Raw genomic sequence first — 13,870 nt, forward strand, 5'->3', positions numbered from 1 at the left:
TTCAGGGCCTGATAAGGATGCAATGGGGATAATGTCCAGCATGCGCGCCTCTTCTCATGTCGAAAGTTACCTGATCCGCATGCCGATTATTGCCTTGTTGCTCATGACCGCCGGCGCGGGCGCGCAAACCGAAATGGTGCAGCGCATCCCGCCCGAATACCCCGCCCAGGGCCCGGTGGTGCAGCCGCTGCCTTCCGCCGACACGCACCCCAGCCCCTGGCAACAGGCGCAGAGCCGGATCGGCGTGGCGCAGGATGGCAGCATCGCGGGCACGATCAGCCAGTGGCGGGCGCTGCAATCGAGCGATGGGCTGGGCTTTTCCACCTATGCCAGTTTCATGATCGCCAATCCCGGATGGCCGGGCGAGGACCGGATGCGGCGGCTGGCCGAAACGGGAATCAACCCCGACAGTTTCGATCCGGTGCAGGTCGCGACCTTCTTCGCCCGCTTCCCGGCGCGCACCGCGACCGGCCATGCCCGCAACGCCGTGGCACTGATGCAGCTGGGTCGTATGAATGAAGCGCGGGTCGCCGCGCGCAATGCCTGGATCGGCGGATCGCTCTCCCCCACGGACGAAGCGCGACTGCTGTCGCTGTTCGGATCGAGCCTGACGCCGGCCGATCATGATCTGCGCGCCGATGCGCTGCTGTGGGCCAATGACACGGCCGGTGCGAGCCGGATGATCGCCTATGTCAGCCCGGCGCGCCGGGCCGCGTTCGAAGCGCGCATCGCCTTCCGCCGCAAGTCGCCCGATGCGCCGATGCTGATGCAGGCGGCCGAAGCGACCGGGGCGAGCGATGCCGGCTTCGTCGCGGACAAGGCGGTGTGGCTGCGCGACAGCGGCAACTGGGTCGCGGCGCGGCAATATCTGGCGAACCGCAATGCCGTGACATACCGGCCGAGCAACGCCGAGAAATTCTATGAGGTGCTGCTGAATCAGGCGCGGGCCGCCGCGAATGACAGCCAGTGGAGCTTTGCCTATGGCATCGCCAGCAAGATCGACGATGCGGTCGCGCCCGGCGTGCAGATGAGCGACCAGCCGATCGGCGTGCGCGACGATTATACGAGTCTGGCCTGGCTGGCGGGCAGCACCGCCTTCTATAATCTCAATCGCCCAACCGACGCAGTGACGATGTTCCGCCGCTATGCCGATGCGGCCAAATCGCCCCAGACCCGGTCGAAAGGCTATTATTGGGCCGGGCGCGCGGCGCTTCAGGCCGGGGACGCGGCCAGCGCCAACAGTTATTTCGGGCAGGCGGGCCTCTATCCCGACCAGTTTTACGGGCAACTGGCGCTGGAGCGGCTGGGCCGGCCGATCCCCGCGCCCGCCACGGTCGAGCGGCCGGTGCCGATCTCCGCCGCGGAGCGCGCGGCTTTCGAGAGCCGGTCGGTCGTGCGCGCGGTCACGGCGCTGGGCCAGATGGGCTATTGGGGAGATCAGAGCAAATTCGCCCGCGCCATCGCCAACAATGCCGACAGCGACGCCGACCATTATCTGGCGGCCGAACTGGCGCAGAAAATCGGCCGCCCGGACATGGGAGTGATGGTGGGCCGACGCGCGGTGTCGAGCGGCCTGACCGGCTATGGCACGAGCGCCTTCCCCCGCGTGCCCGTGCCGTCCGAAGCGCAATATAACTGGACCATGGTCCATGCCATCGCCCGGCAGGAAAGCCAGTTCGACAAGCAGATCGTGTCCCATGCCGGCGCACGCGGCCTGATGCAGCTGATGCCCGGCACCGCGCGCGAGCAGGCGGGGAAGCTTGGCATGGGCTACAACCCCGGATCGCTGGACGAGCCGAGCTATAACATCATGCTGGGTTCGGCCTATTTCCAGCGGATGCTGGACTATTATGGCGGCAGCTATCCGTTGGCGGTGGCGGCCTATAATGCCGGGCCGGGCAATGTGAACAAATGGGTGCGGGCCAATGGCGACCCCCGCCTGCCCGGTGCGGACATGCTGCGCTGGATCGAACAGATTCCGATTTTCGAGACGCGCAACTATGTGCAGCGGGTGCTGGAAAATGCGGTCGTCTATGAAGCGATGAACCCGGAGCGGGCGAAGTTCCGGGGGACGAGCGCCGTGCTGAGCCGGTATTTGGGGAAGCAGACACCCGGCTAAGTTTGCGTTAGAGGGTGGCGATGACCACGCCCTATCCCAATTATATCTCGCCCGAAGGGTTCGCGAAGCTGCGGGCCGAATATGACCAGTTGCTGGGCGTGGAGCGACCGGCAATCGTCGAGGTGGTGAGCTGGGCGGCGGGCAATGGCGATCGCAGCGAAAATGGCGACTATCTTTATGGGCGCAAGCGGATGCGCGAAATTGACGGGCAGTTGAAGCGCCTGTCGAAGAAGATGAAGGACGCCAAGGTCGTCGATCCCCGGCAGCAACCCGACAAGGACAAGGTCTATTTCGGCGCCACCGTCACCATCGCCGATGAAGATGACAATCACCGCACCGTGACGATCGTGGGCAATGACGAGACGGATGTGGATGCCGGCCGGATCGGCTGGGGATCGCCGATGGCGCGCGCGCTGCGCGGCGCGACGGTGGGCGATCTGCGCCGCGTGCGACTGCCGGCGGGCGAGAAGGAATATGAGGTGATGGACATCGCCTATCCGGCCTGAGCCGTTTCGCGCAGCCACGCCCGGAAGTCCGCCATGGCCGGGCTGTCGGCGCGGGACATGAGGCGGGTGAGCCAATAGCCGCCAAGGTCGACCGACGCGGCGAAGGGCTGGACCAACTGGCCGGTGCGCAGTTCGTGATCGAAAAGGGCCGCCGGCGCGAGAGCGACGCCGAGGCCGCGCAGCGCCGCCCGGACCATCAGGATCGAACTGTCGAACAGCGGCCCGCGCAGCGGCGGGCAAGGCGCGCCGGCGGCGGCGAACCAGCGGGGCCATTCGTCGGCGCGATAGGAGCGCAGCAGGGTTTCGCGGGCGAGCGCGGCGGGATCGGGCAGGCGAGCCGCCATATCCGGCGTGCAGAGCGGGGCGAGCGGCGCGCGCAGGATCGGGTCGGCATGGGTGCCGTGCCAGGCGCCGTCACCGAAACGGATCGCGAGATCCAGCCCCTCCCCCGCCAGATCGACGCGATTATTGTTGGTCATGATGCGCAGATCGACATGCGGGCAGGCGCGGGCGAAATCCTCCAGCCGGTCGAGCAGCCAGCCACCCGCAAAGGTGCCAACGACGCCCAGGTTCAGGATTTCGCGGGGACGACCGCCCTCGATCCGGCCCAGCATCGCGCCGATCCGGTCGAGCGCGTCACCCATGACCGGCAACAGCGCGCGCCCTTCATCCGTCAGCATCAGGCCGCGGGGCAGGCGGCGGAAAAGCGGCGCGCCCAGCCGCGCCTCCAGCTGCGCGACCTGCTGGCTGACGGCGCCCTGACTGACGCAGAGTTCAATCGCCGCCTTGGTGAAGTTGAGATGGCGGGCCGCCGCCTCGAAGGCGCGCAGGGCGTTGAGGGGCAGTTGGGCGCGGTCCATGGGGCGAAAGGCATAAGCTGCCCTCATGGCTCTGTCGAGAAATGATGCTTTGCCGGATACGATGGCAGGCGGCAATCTGGCCTTCTCAAGGGAATGGAGGCGAGAGCATGCGGAAGTTGGCGATATTGGCTATTAGTCTGGCTGGGATAATGGTGATGGGGGCCGGCAAGGTGGACGACCCGCTAACCCGGCCGATTGCGCCGGAATCGTCGAAGCGCTGGCTGGCGCCGCAGCCGCCGGTGCGATTGCATGGCCGGACATACTTGGTCGGCTTTGGCGGGCTGAACGTCGCGCTGATCCGCACCAGCGCGGGGCTGATCCTGATCGATGGGGCGGTGCCGCAGGCGGTGGGCGATATAGAGGCGAAGATCCGGGCGCTGGGCTTTTCGATCAAGCAGGTGAAGCTGATCCTGAGCACGGAGCCGCATTTCGACCATGCTGGCGGCATCGCCGCACTGGCGCGGGACAGTGGCGCGACGGTGATCGCCAGCGGCCCCGCCGCCGATGTGCTGCGGCAGGGCGGCGGCGACCCGGACGATCCGCAGGCGGCCTGGCTGGAGCGCTTTCCGGGCGTCGCGAAACTGAGCGTGGCGCGCGATGGCGAGGTGATAAGGCTGGGCGATACGGCCATTACCGCTCATGCGACGCCGGGCCATACGCTGGGCAGCATGAGCTGGAGCTGGGAAAGCTGTGAGGGGAAAGAGTGCCGGACGATCGTCTTCGCCGCCAGCCTGAACCCGATCGCGGTGGACGGGTGGCGCTTTGCCGATCCAAGGCATCGGCGCTTCGTCGACGCCTTTCGCGGCAGTTTTGCCACGATGAAGGGGATGCGGTGCGACATGCTGATCGCGTCGCACCCGCTGGAGGGCGATGCCGGGCGGGTGGCGCGGTTGATGAAGGCGCGCACGCCCAACCCGTTTATCGATCCCAACGCCTGCCGCCTTTATGCCGGGCGGGCGGAGGCGGCGCTGGGGAAGAAACTGGCGGAGTGAACGGCCACCCTGGGCTCCTGCTTTCGCAGGAGCACGGCGTCTCTATTCGTGCGGGCGGAGGGCCTGATTGAGGCCCTCTAGCACGGCGGCGATCGGTTCGGTTACGGTGACGCTGCGCCCCTCGCCAAAGCGGATGCGGGTGCCGTCGCTGACCTGGGTGACGAATGTGACCTGCGCGGGGTTGACCGCAGTCTGGGTGCGATCCGTGCCGACGAACATCACGAGCATGGCGTCCTCTCCTTTTTATGGGCGACCATGCTAGCGCTTTCCGGCGCGGACGCCAGCGGAGAGTTACGCGCGAAGCATTTCAGGCGGCGTGCATCGCCGCGATGAAGCCGCCGGCGCGCTGTTCCAGACGATGGGCTTCGTCCGCCAGTCGATCCGCCACGTCGCGCATGCCGCGCGCAGCAAGGACGCTGGATTGCGCATTGTCGCTGATCTGGCGGGCGCCGGCGCGGATATGGGCGCTCGACGCGCCGGCCTCCGCCACGCTGTCGGCTATGGCGCGGCTGAAGGCGCTTTGCCGGGCGACCGCTTCGAACACGGCGGCGGACAGGCGATCGGCGCGGGTCATGGTGGCGTCCATATGCGCATGGCCGGCGGCGACATCGGCAATGGTGGCGCGGATTTGGTCGATACGGCCGGCGATGCCGGCGGCGGCTTCGCGCGTTTGCTGGGCGAGCGACTGGACTTCGCGCGCGACGACGGCGAACCCCTGCCCTGCTTCCCCGGCGCGGGCGGCCTCTATTCCGGCGTTGAGGGCGAGCATGGCGGTGGCGCGGGCGATGTCGTCAATCAGGGCCACGACTTCGCCGATGCCGTCCGCCTCGCCGCGCAGGGCGTCGCTGCGCAGGACGCCGGACCTGCTGTGCGCGGCCGCTTCGGCGATGGTGGCGCCGGCGTCCTGCGCTTCGGCCTCCATCGACTGAAAAAGCTGGCTGAGATCCGTACCGCCGGCGGCCAGTTCCGCCAGCCGTTCGGCGGTCTGGGCGGCGGCGACGGCCATGGCGGCGGAATCGGCGCTGTCCCCGGCGGCGCGCTCGGCCGACTGGCTGGCAAGCGCGGCGAGCCGGTCGGCCATGGTCGCCATATCGGCGATCATGGCGGCGATGTCCTGCCGGAAGTCGGCGCTCTGGCGGGTGATGCGATCGACCCGCTCGGCCCGCGCCAGCGCTACGCGGGCGTCGCGCTCAGCCGTCAGCCGCAGCAGCAGCGCGCCGCCCAGCACGCCGGCATAGCGGTCCTGCGCGGTGGCGATCAGCCCTTCGCAGCCCGCCCCTTGCGCGGCGTAGAGATCGACCAGCGCCTCAATATCCGTCGCCTGATCGACCAGGACGCAGGGACGGACATGATCGTCCAGCCGGCCGCCAAAGCTGGGGTTGCGCAGCAGGGCGTGGCCGAAGGGGTTGAACAGGATGCGGCGCATGTCGCGCTCATAGATCGCGCCGACCGGGCGATCGGCCGCGTCCAGCACGGGAAGCAGGCGCAGCGCCGAATCGCGCTGGAACCAGTCGACCGCTTCGCTGAGCGGCTGGCCGAGGCGGACGACGGGAGAGCGGTCGGCCAGAGGCGGATCGGCATGGGGGAGAGCGACGGGGACTGCGAACATGAGACAGCGACTTAGACAGCAATGGTAAATGCGCCGTTAGAATTTCATGACAATTTTGTTACAAGTAACTGTTTTTATTTGCCTTTATAGCCAAAGGCAGCGCGCGCCAATGTGACGACGGCGGGATCGGCATCGGGGAAATCCATCGGCACCAGCGCCTCCAGCCGATCGGCGACATGGGTCAGCGCGGCGATCCGGCCGGCCTTGCGATGATTATTGTCGATCACCTGCCAGGGCGCGACCTTACTGTTCGTCTTTTTGAACATGGCGTGCATGGCGTCGAGATAGTCGGCGCGACGGGCGCGGTTACGATAATCGTCGGCGCCGGTCTTCCATCGCTTCCACGGCGTATCGAGCCGCTGGGCAAGCTGTTCATCCTGCGTTTCCTGCGTGATGTGAACGAACAGCTTCACGAAATGGGTGCCGGCCTGCGCCAGTTGCGCTTCGAAGGCGTTGATGTCGTCATAGCCGCGCTTCCAGTCGGCCTTGCTGCAAAAGCCCTCGACCCGCTCCACAAGCACCCGGCCATACCAGCTGCGGTCGAAGATGGCGATGTTGCGGCTGGCGGGCAGGCGGGTCCAGAAGCGCCAGAGGAAATGATGGTCGCGCTCCTCCTGCGTCGGGGCGGATATGGGATGGACCTGATAATAGCGCGGATCCCAGTCAGCGCTCATCCGCTTGATGATGCCGCCCTTCCCTGCCGCGTCCCACCCTTCCAGCAGGATGACGCTGCGCCGGCCATGCAGGATATGCGCGACCTGAATCTTGGCGAGGCGATGCTGAAGGGCGGCGAGGTCCGCCGCATAATCGCCCTTATACTTCGCGCCCTGTTCGTAATCGGCAAGGTCGATGGTCATGGATGCCACAATGCCATGATCATCAGGGGAATGGAAAGCGCTTCTTAAGCCGGTTCATCGGCGCTTCGACCAGATACCAGGACAAGGTGGCGATCAATATGGTGAGAATGCTGCCAAACAGCATCAGCCCCCAGCCGCGATGCTGGAACATGTCAAAATAGGGCGATCCATATTTCAGCAGGATCGCCATGGCGAACAGGTGATAGAGATACATGCCATAGCTGATGCGCCCGATATAGCGCGTAACCGGGTTGCCCAGAATCCACTGGGCCGGGCCGCCATGTCCGTGCCGGGCAAAGGCGACGATGCCCATGAACAGGATCACGAACAGCATTTCATCGACATGCAGGATGAACCATCCCGAAAAACGCCAAGACAATATGATCGCCGCGGCGGCGATCGGCGTCACCAGCGGGAACCAGCGGGACAATTTGCCGCGATGATCGACCATGGCGAGCAGCGCCCCGCCGGACAGGGCATCGAGTGAATTGAACGGCAGGGTCGTGAAGGCGACCGTGTCGGGGGCGATGCTCATGCGCACGGCCACGCCCAGGGCACAGCATGTCAGGGCCATGATTTCCCGACACCGCCGGGGCGTGACCAGCAACAGCGCCGGCCAGACAAGATAGAATTGTTCTTCCACCGACAGCGACCACCAGCCCGCCGTCGTCCATGGCTGCCATTCATTGGTGATGGCGAACAGGAAATTGGTGGCGTAAAAGAAATGCCACCAGAATGTATCGCGAATATTCTGCAAGTCCAGCAGGGCCGCCAGCCCCAGGATGAGCATGTAGGCGGGCCACAAGCGAAGGGCGCGCCGAACATAGAAATGCCACAGCGGTTGCCCGCCGCCATCGGCCCGCCGATCCAGATTCTCGATCAGCATCAAGGTGATGAGATAGCCGGACAGGACGAAGAACAGCCGGACGCCGACATGCCCGAACATCGACCCCTCGTCCCAATAATGGCTGTAGAGCACCCCGCCTATGGCAAAGGCGCGCACGCCATCGAGTTGCGGACGATACTGTTCCGATATAGCCAAAGCCGCCTGTCCCCCCGGTCAGCAAAGCTAACAGACGCGAGGACAGGAACAAGTAGGATCGATCAACCCTTCGTCTGCGGCTCCACGACGCGGACATGGAGTTCGCGCAGCTGCTTGAATTCGGCGGCGCTCGGCGCGCCCATCAGCAGGTCTTCGGCGCGCTGGTTCATCGGGAAGAGCGTGATTTCACGCAGATTCTGCGCGCCGCACAGCAGCATCACGATGCGGTCGACACCAGCGGCCATGCCGCCATGGGGCGGTGCGCCATATTGGAAGGCGCGATAGAGGCCGCCGAAGCGTTCCTCCACATCCTGCTGGCTGAGGCCGACCTTTTCGAACGCCTTGACCATCAGTTCGGGCGACTGGTTACGGATGGAACCCGACGCGATTTCATAGCCGTTGCAGACCATGTCATATTGGAAGGCGTTGATGGTCAGCGGGTCCTGACCGTTCAGCGCGTCCAGACCGCCCTGCGGCATGGAGAAGGGATTGTGGGCGAAGTCGATCGACTTCGTGTCCTCATCATATTCATAGAAGGGGAAGTCCACGATCCAGCAGAGTTCGAACCGATCCTTGTCGATCAGGTCAAGCTGTTCGCCAACGCGGATGCGGGCGAGGCCAGCGAGCTTGGCGGCCTGCGTTTCCTTGCCGGCGGCGAAGAAGACGCCGTCATTGGGACCAAGGCCGAGCGCTTCGATCAGCTTGGCGGTCGCTTCTTCGCCGTGATTCTTGGCGATCGGGCCGCCGGGCACGCCATCCTTGATGTTGATATAGCCAAGGCCCGAATAGCCTTCGCCACGCGCCCAGACATTCATGTCGTCGAAGAATTTGCGGCTGCCAGCGCCAGCGCCGGGCGCGGGAATGGCGCGAATGCGTGCGCCGCCTTCGACCAGGCTCGCGAAGATGCCGAAGCCCGAACCAACGAAATGATCCGTCACGTCCTGAATGAGGATGGGGTTGCGCAGGTCGGGCTTGTCGCTGCCATATTTCAGCATGGCTTCGGCGTGCGGGATGCGCGGGAAGCTGCCCGCCGGGGTCACATGCTTGCCCTCGGCAAATTCCTCGAACACGCTGGCGATGACCGGCTCCATCGTGTTCCAGACATCTTCCTGCGTGACGAAGCTCATTTCGAGATCGAGCTGATAAAATTCGCCCGGCAGGCGGTCGGCGCGCGGGTCTTCGTCGCGGAAGCAGGGCGCGATCTGGAAATAGCGGTCGAAGCCGGCGACCATCAGCAACTGTTTATATTGCTGGGGCGCCTGCGGCAGGGCGTAGAATTTGCCGGGATGGATGCGGCTGGGCACGAGGAAGTCGCGCGCGCCTTCGGGCGACGACGCCGTCAGGATCGGAGTCGAATATTCGGTGAAGCCGGCATCTTCCATCCGGCGGCGCATGTCGCGGATGATCTTCGTGCGGGTGACGATGTTCGCGTGCAGCGTTTCGCGGCGCAGATCGAGGAAGCGGTAGCGCAGGCGGATGTCTTCGGGATAGTCCTGTTCGCCGGCCACCGGCAGCGGCAGTTCGGCGGCGGTCGACAGGATGGTGACGCTGTCGGCCACGACTTCGATCTCGCCGGTGACCATGCGGGGGTTGATCGCCTCGGCGGCGCGCGCGACCACTGCGCCTTCGATCGTCACGACCGATTCAAGGCGCAGGCTTTCCAGCGCACGGAGCGGATCGCTGTCCGCCTTCGCCACGATCTGGGTGATGCCATAATGATCGCGCAGGTCGACGAACAATACGCCGCCATGATCGCGCTTGCGATGCACCCAGCCCGATACCCGGACCTGATTGCCGACTTCGGCTGTCGTCAGGGCGCCGCAGGTGTGAGTGCGATAGGCGTGCATGGCGTTTTGTATCTTTCAGATGCGTTTTACGGAAATGACAAACTGTTGCAGCGTCGCTATGCCCGGTCCTGTCAAGCATTGACGAGCCCGTGAGCGACGGGCCAGCCCATAATAAGATCGAAGACCATATGCAAATTCATCCGCTGATTACCGACAGCAAGACCCTTGCCGATTTCTGCGCCCGCATCGCGAAATCCCCGTATATCGCCGTCGACACCGAGTTCATGCGCGAAAACAGCTATTGGCCCGAACTGTGCCTGGTGCAGGTCGCCGACCCGCATGAGGCGGCGGCGATCGATCCGAAGGCGCCGGGGCTGGACATGACGCCGCTGCTGGACCTGCTGGTCAATAATGAGGATGTGCTCAAGGTCTTCCATGCCGGCGGGCAGGATATTGAAATCGTCCACAACCTGACCGGCAAGACGCCGCATCCGATGTTCGACACCCAGATTGCCGCCATGGCGCTGGGGCTGGGCGAACAGATCGGCTATGGCAATCTGGTCGATGCGTGGATGGGCGTGCAGCTGGACAAGGGCGCGCGCTTTACCGACTGGGCGCGGCGGCCGCTGGACAAGCGCCAGATCGACTATGCGATCGGCGACGTCACCTACCTCATTCAGATTTTCCCCAAGATGCTGGACGAACTGCGCAAGACCGGGCGCGGCGACTGGCTGGATCAGGAAATGGAGCGGATCAGCGATCCGTCCAATTATGAAAATAATCCGCAGGATGCGTGGCAGCGCGTGCGCATCGCCAGCAAGAAGCCCGATGTTCTGGGCCGGCTGAAGGCGCTGGCCGCCTGGCGCGAAAAAGAAGCGCAGGACAAGAATCTGCCGCGTGGGCGCATCGTGAAGGATGAAACGCTGGCCGACATTGCCAGCCATCCGCCGCGCGCGCAGGAGGATCTGGGCAAGGTGCGCGGCCTTTCCGCCACATGGCGGACCAACGATATTGGCGCGCGCCTGATGAATGCGCTGGCCAAGCATCAGCCGCTCGGCCGCGACGAAATGCCCGATCGCGAACCGCGCCGGCCGGGGCTGGGCAAGGATGGCGCCCTGGTGGCGGATTTGCTCAAGCTGCTGCTCAAGATCCGGTCGCGCGACATCAATGTCGCGGCCCGGCTGATCGCGCGGAGCGACGATATTGACGCGCTGGCGGCGGGCGTGCGCGAGGATTTGTCCATCCTGCAAGGCTGGCGCTATGAACAATTTGGGCGCGACGCGGTTGATCTGGTCGAAGGACGCATGGCCTTTGCGGTCAAAAATGGCCGGCTGAAGATGACGCGCACGGAATAAGGAGAGCGGCGATGCGGATGATCGGTACGGGCCTGATGGCGCTGTGTCTGGCGGGTTGCGCCGGCGCGGGCGAACAGGGACCGGACACGCCGCCCGCCGCATCCGCCGAAGGACCATGCCGTAATGACGGGCTGGATGGCTTTGTCGGGCAGAAGGCGAGCGCCGACACCGGCGCGGCCTTGCTGAAGGCGTCGGGCGCAAAGACGCTGCGTTGGGGCGGGCCGGGCATGGCGATGACCATGGATTTCCGGCCCGACCGGCTGACCGTCAGCTATGATGATGCGATGGTGATTACGTCCGCGCGCTGCGGTTAGACATTTCCGTTCGCCCTGAGCCAGTCGAAGGGCCGTTCTCTCAAAGAAGGACGGGGCTTCGACAAACTCTCCTGAGCAAAGTCGAAGGGCCGAACGGTTTAGCAGGGTATATTTTCCATGACTGCCACTGCCGATCTGGCCATCCGTATGGCGCGCGCGACGTTCAACCGGGCGCTGGCGGAGGCGGACCTGAACGCCATCGGGCCGCTGCTTGCCATGAACGTGGTGATGGTGACAGGCACCGACAGCGCGGTCATCAGCGGGCGCAAGGCGCAGTTGATGGCGTGGAAACGGGAGTTCGCCGCGAAAGAGCGGATGATCTATACCCGCACGCCCGAGACGATCGAGGCATCCCCGGTCGAACCGATCGCCATGGAGCATGGCCATTGGCGGGGCGTGGTCGCGGGCGTCACGCAGGCGTCCGGCCGTTATAGCGCCAAATGGCGCGAGGTCGGCGGCGCATGGGTGATCGAGGCGGAGATTTACCTGACGCTTGCCTGAGCGGGAGCCGGCGCGGGAATAAGGTCGATCGCATCGTCATCGGCTTCGGGCGTGTCGAGGATGATGCGATTGCGGCCGCTGCGCTTGGCGCGATAGAGCGCCGCGTCGGCCGCCTGTAGCAGCGTCGATCCGTCGCGCGCCATCGCATCGTCCCAGGTGGCGATGCCGAAGGACATGCTGGTCGATCCCAACGCCCGGCCGCCCTGACGCAGGACGATTTCGGTGATGCCCTTGCGCAGCAGTTCGACCCGCGCCGACAGCGCCTGCGCCGTGGTGCCAGGCGCAATGATGGTGAATTCCTCCCCGCCATAGCGGCAGACGATGTCGCCATCGCGGAAGCGACTGCGCATTTCGGCGGCGACCGACTGAAGCACGGTGTCGCCGGCATCATGGCCAAATTCGTCGTTGAAGCGCTTGAAATGATCGACGTCGCACATGACGACGCTGAGCGGGATGCCCGAGCGGCGGGAACGGGCGATCTCGATCGCCAGCGCTTCTTCCATATAGCGGCGGTTGAACAGGCCGGTCAGCGGATCGCGGATCGTCTGTTCGCGCAGGCCGCGTTGCAGGCGATGGTTGACCAGTGCGGAGCTGATATTTTCCGCCATCACGGTCAGGCGGAAGCGATGCTCGTCCTCCACCACGCCCTCCAGATAGAGGGTACCGATCACTTCGCCGCCGGCCAGCAGCGGCTCGCAATGATAGATGGCGTCGGGGTCGACATGGGAACAGACGATGTCGCCGCCATGCTCCGCTACGAAATGGGCCTGCCCCCGGCGCAAGGCCCAGCACTGGTCCGGGGCGAAGCCGTCCGCCTGCGGCACATAGCCGCCCCATCCCGCCACCGGCACCAGCAGGTTGCGGCTGTTATTATGGGCGTAGAGGCCGCCGGCGATACCGGGCAGCACGCGCGGCACGAACACGCCGATGACCTGCGCCAGTTCATCATCGGTGCGGGCGGCCTGCATGCGGTGGGCCATGCCGCCCAGCAATTCGATCACTTCGCCGCGTTCGCGCAGCGTATCGCTGTTGCGCAGCAAGGCGCCATGCGCGGCCTTCAGCTCCTGTTCGCTGCGCCCCTGATCCGCGAGCGCCGCCTGCAAATGATCGGCCATGGCGTTATAGCCGTCCGCCAGCTGGGCAAATTCCTGCGATCCCATCATGCCGGTGACGCGCGCGCTGCGATCCCCCTGCCCCAATGCGGTCATCGCCCGGCGAATATGGCCAGCCGGGCGACGAATGCCCCAGATCAGCAGCAGCGACATCGCGCAAATCAGCAGCGCAAAGAGCGGCCCGCCGACCAGCGCCAGTTGCCGCACCCATGTCAGGCGACGATCCGCCGCGTCGATTCGGGTCACGCGCAGCGCCCGTTCCTCGGCCAGGAAACTGTCCGCGCGCAGCGACACCATGGTCATGAGATCGCGGCCGCCGCCCGCCGCAATGCTGGCGCGCGCCTGATCGAAATCGCCGCGTCGCGCCTGCGCCAGCGTGCCGCGCAACAGGCCGATCCGGCGCTCGATCAGGCTGCTGAGTTCGCGTGCCCGCATATTCTGGGTCGGGTTGTCGGCGGTGAGCCGGGTCAGGCGCGCCATCGCGTCATGCGCGGCGACGATGCGCGCATCGGCCGGATCGGCGAAGCTGGCGTTGCGCGTCAGCACGAAGCCGCGCTGACCCGATTCAGCCTCTCGCAGGGCAGCGAGCGCATCGTCCATCGTTTCGATCACGTCAGCCGAATGCGTGACCCAGCGAAAGCTGTCACGGGTCTGGGTCGATGCGTCGACCAGCATCCAGATGAGCGCCACAAGGGCGATCATGACCAGCATGCCAAAAGCAGCGATCCGGGCGGTTAGAGAGGAGAACATGCGCGACCTTTTTGGTGAGCCGCGACGTTATTCGGTATTGGTTAACGAATTTCCACTTTTGCGCCG

Annotated in this window: 13 protein-coding genes; 6 read left to right on the forward strand and 7 right to left on the reverse strand. The window is 65.1% G+C overall.

The window, feature by feature from the left end; genetic code table 11:
- Positions 1-31: 31 nt before the first annotated feature.
- Both ACFOKF_RS16760 and greB read left to right on the forward strand, forming a co-directional pair.
- Entirely contained in the window at positions 32-2,119 is a 2,088-nt protein-coding gene (locus ACFOKF_RS16760) for a lytic transglycosylase domain-containing protein (protein WP_380797090.1), read from the forward strand.
- A 20-nt stretch (positions 2,120-2,139) separates the two neighbouring features.
- Entirely contained in the window at positions 2,140-2,625 is a 486-nt protein-coding gene (gene greB, locus ACFOKF_RS16765; RefSeq protein ID WP_380797091.1) for a transcription elongation factor GreB, read from the forward strand.
- On the opposite strand, the gene ACFOKF_RS16770 is transcribed toward greB, so the two are convergent.
- Entirely contained in the window at positions 2,613-3,485 is an 873-nt protein-coding gene (locus ACFOKF_RS16770; protein ID WP_380797843.1) for a LysR family transcriptional regulator, read from the reverse strand. The genes greB and ACFOKF_RS16770 overlap by 13 nt on opposite strands.
- Positions 3,486-3,592: 107 nt before the next feature.
- On the opposite strand from ACFOKF_RS16770, the gene bla reads away from it, so the two are divergent.
- Positions 3,593-4,477 carry a subclass B3 metallo-beta-lactamase gene (bla, locus tag ACFOKF_RS16775; protein WP_380797094.1) on the forward strand — a complete coding sequence of 295 codons (885 nt, stop codon included), beginning with the start codon at positions 3,593-3,595 and terminating at the stop codon, positions 4,475-4,477.
- A gap of 42 nt (positions 4,478-4,519) precedes the next feature.
- Here the strand turns inward: bla and ACFOKF_RS16780 are convergent, their stop codons facing one another.
- The 5 genes from ACFOKF_RS16780 to aspS form a co-directional block, all read right to left on the reverse strand.
- Entirely contained in the window at positions 4,520-4,705 is a 186-nt protein-coding gene (locus ACFOKF_RS16780) for a hypothetical protein (RefSeq protein WP_093018497.1), read from the reverse strand.
- A gap of 79 nt (positions 4,706-4,784) precedes the next feature.
- Entirely contained in the window at positions 4,785-6,086 is a 1,302-nt protein-coding gene (locus ACFOKF_RS16785; RefSeq protein WP_380797096.1) for a methyl-accepting chemotaxis protein, read from the reverse strand.
- Positions 6,087-6,160: 74 nt separating this feature from the next.
- The gene (locus ACFOKF_RS16790) at positions 6,161-6,943 is read right to left on the reverse strand and encodes a polyphosphate kinase 2 family protein (RefSeq protein ID WP_380797097.1); all 783 of its coding nucleotides are present in this window, start codon (positions 6,941-6,943) and stop codon (positions 6,161-6,163) included.
- Positions 6,944-6,965: 22 nt separating this feature from the next.
- Positions 6,966-7,985, reverse strand: coding sequence for an acyltransferase family protein (locus ACFOKF_RS16795; protein ID WP_380797098.1), 1,020 nt, complete (start codon positions 7,983-7,985; stop codon positions 6,966-6,968).
- A gap of 62 nt (positions 7,986-8,047) precedes the next feature.
- A complete protein-coding gene (aspS, locus tag ACFOKF_RS16800) occupies positions 8,048-9,832 on the reverse strand; it encodes an aspartate--tRNA ligase (RefSeq protein ID WP_380797100.1) in 1,785 nt (594 codons plus the stop codon).
- 128 nt (positions 9,833-9,960) lie between these two features.
- Between aspS and rnd the strand changes: the two genes are divergently transcribed.
- The 3 genes from rnd (at position 9,961) to ACFOKF_RS16815 (ending at position 11,942) form a co-directional block, all read left to right on the forward strand.
- A complete protein-coding gene (rnd, locus tag ACFOKF_RS16805) occupies positions 9,961-11,127 on the forward strand; it encodes a ribonuclease D (protein WP_380797844.1) in 1,167 nt (388 codons plus the stop codon).
- Positions 11,128-11,138: 11 nt separating this feature from the next.
- Positions 11,139-11,441 carry an I78 family peptidase inhibitor gene (locus ACFOKF_RS16810; RefSeq protein ID WP_380797102.1) on the forward strand — a complete coding sequence of 101 codons (303 nt, stop codon included), beginning with the start codon at positions 11,139-11,141 and terminating at the stop codon, positions 11,439-11,441.
- A 117-nt stretch (positions 11,442-11,558) separates the two neighbouring features.
- Positions 11,559-11,942: a nuclear transport factor 2 family protein gene (locus ACFOKF_RS16815; protein ID WP_380797104.1), complete on the forward strand. Its 384-nt coding sequence runs from the start codon at positions 11,559-11,561 to the stop codon at positions 11,940-11,942.
- Here ACFOKF_RS16815 and ACFOKF_RS16820 read toward each other — a convergent pair.
- A complete protein-coding gene (locus tag ACFOKF_RS16820) occupies positions 11,924-13,804 on the reverse strand; it encodes a diguanylate cyclase (RefSeq protein WP_380797105.1) in 1,881 nt (626 codons plus the stop codon). The genes ACFOKF_RS16815 and ACFOKF_RS16820 overlap by 19 nt on opposite strands.
- Positions 13,805-13,870 lie beyond the last annotated feature (66 nt).

This window comes from Sphingobium rhizovicinum, from assembly GCF_042647625.1.
In the GTDB taxonomy this organism is placed as follows: Bacteria; Pseudomonadota; Alphaproteobacteria; order Sphingomonadales; family Sphingomonadaceae; genus Sphingobium; species Sphingobium rhizovicinum.

Coding starts and splice junctions, on each gene's coding strand:
- ACFOKF_RS16810 (WP_380797102.1), top strand. CDS start 11,139: ATGCGGATGATCGGTACGGGCCTGATGGCGCTGTGTCTGGCGGGTTGC.
- ACFOKF_RS16820 (WP_380797105.1), bottom strand. CDS start 13,804: ATGTTCTCCTCTCTAACCGCCCGGATCGCTGCTTTTGGCATGCTGGTC.
- bla (WP_380797094.1), top strand. CDS start 3,593: ATGCGGAAGTTGGCGATATTGGCTATTAGTCTGGCTGGGATAATGGTG.
- ACFOKF_RS16815 (WP_380797104.1), top strand. CDS start 11,559: ATGACTGCCACTGCCGATCTGGCCATCCGTATGGCGCGCGCGACGTTC.
- ACFOKF_RS16780 (WP_093018497.1), bottom strand. CDS start 4,705: ATGCTCGTGATGTTCGTCGGCACGGATCGCACCCAGACTGCGGTCAAC.
- ACFOKF_RS16785 (WP_380797096.1), bottom strand. CDS start 6,086: ATGTTCGCAGTCCCCGTCGCTCTCCCCCATGCCGATCCGCCTCTGGCC.
- ACFOKF_RS16770 (WP_380797843.1), bottom strand. CDS start 3,485: ATGGACCGCGCCCAACTGCCCCTCAACGCCCTGCGCGCCTTCGAGGCG.
- rnd (WP_380797844.1), top strand. CDS start 9,961: ATGCAAATTCATCCGCTGATTACCGACAGCAAGACCCTTGCCGATTTC.
- ACFOKF_RS16760 (WP_380797090.1), top strand. CDS start 32: ATGTCCAGCATGCGCGCCTCTTCTCATGTCGAAAGTTACCTGATCCGC.
- greB (WP_380797091.1), top strand. CDS start 2,140: ATGACCACGCCCTATCCCAATTATATCTCGCCCGAAGGGTTCGCGAAG.
- aspS (WP_380797100.1), bottom strand. CDS start 9,832: ATGCACGCCTATCGCACTCACACCTGCGGCGCCCTGACGACAGCCGAA.
- ACFOKF_RS16790 (WP_380797097.1), bottom strand. CDS start 6,943: ATGACCATCGACCTTGCCGATTACGAACAGGGCGCGAAGTATAAGGGC.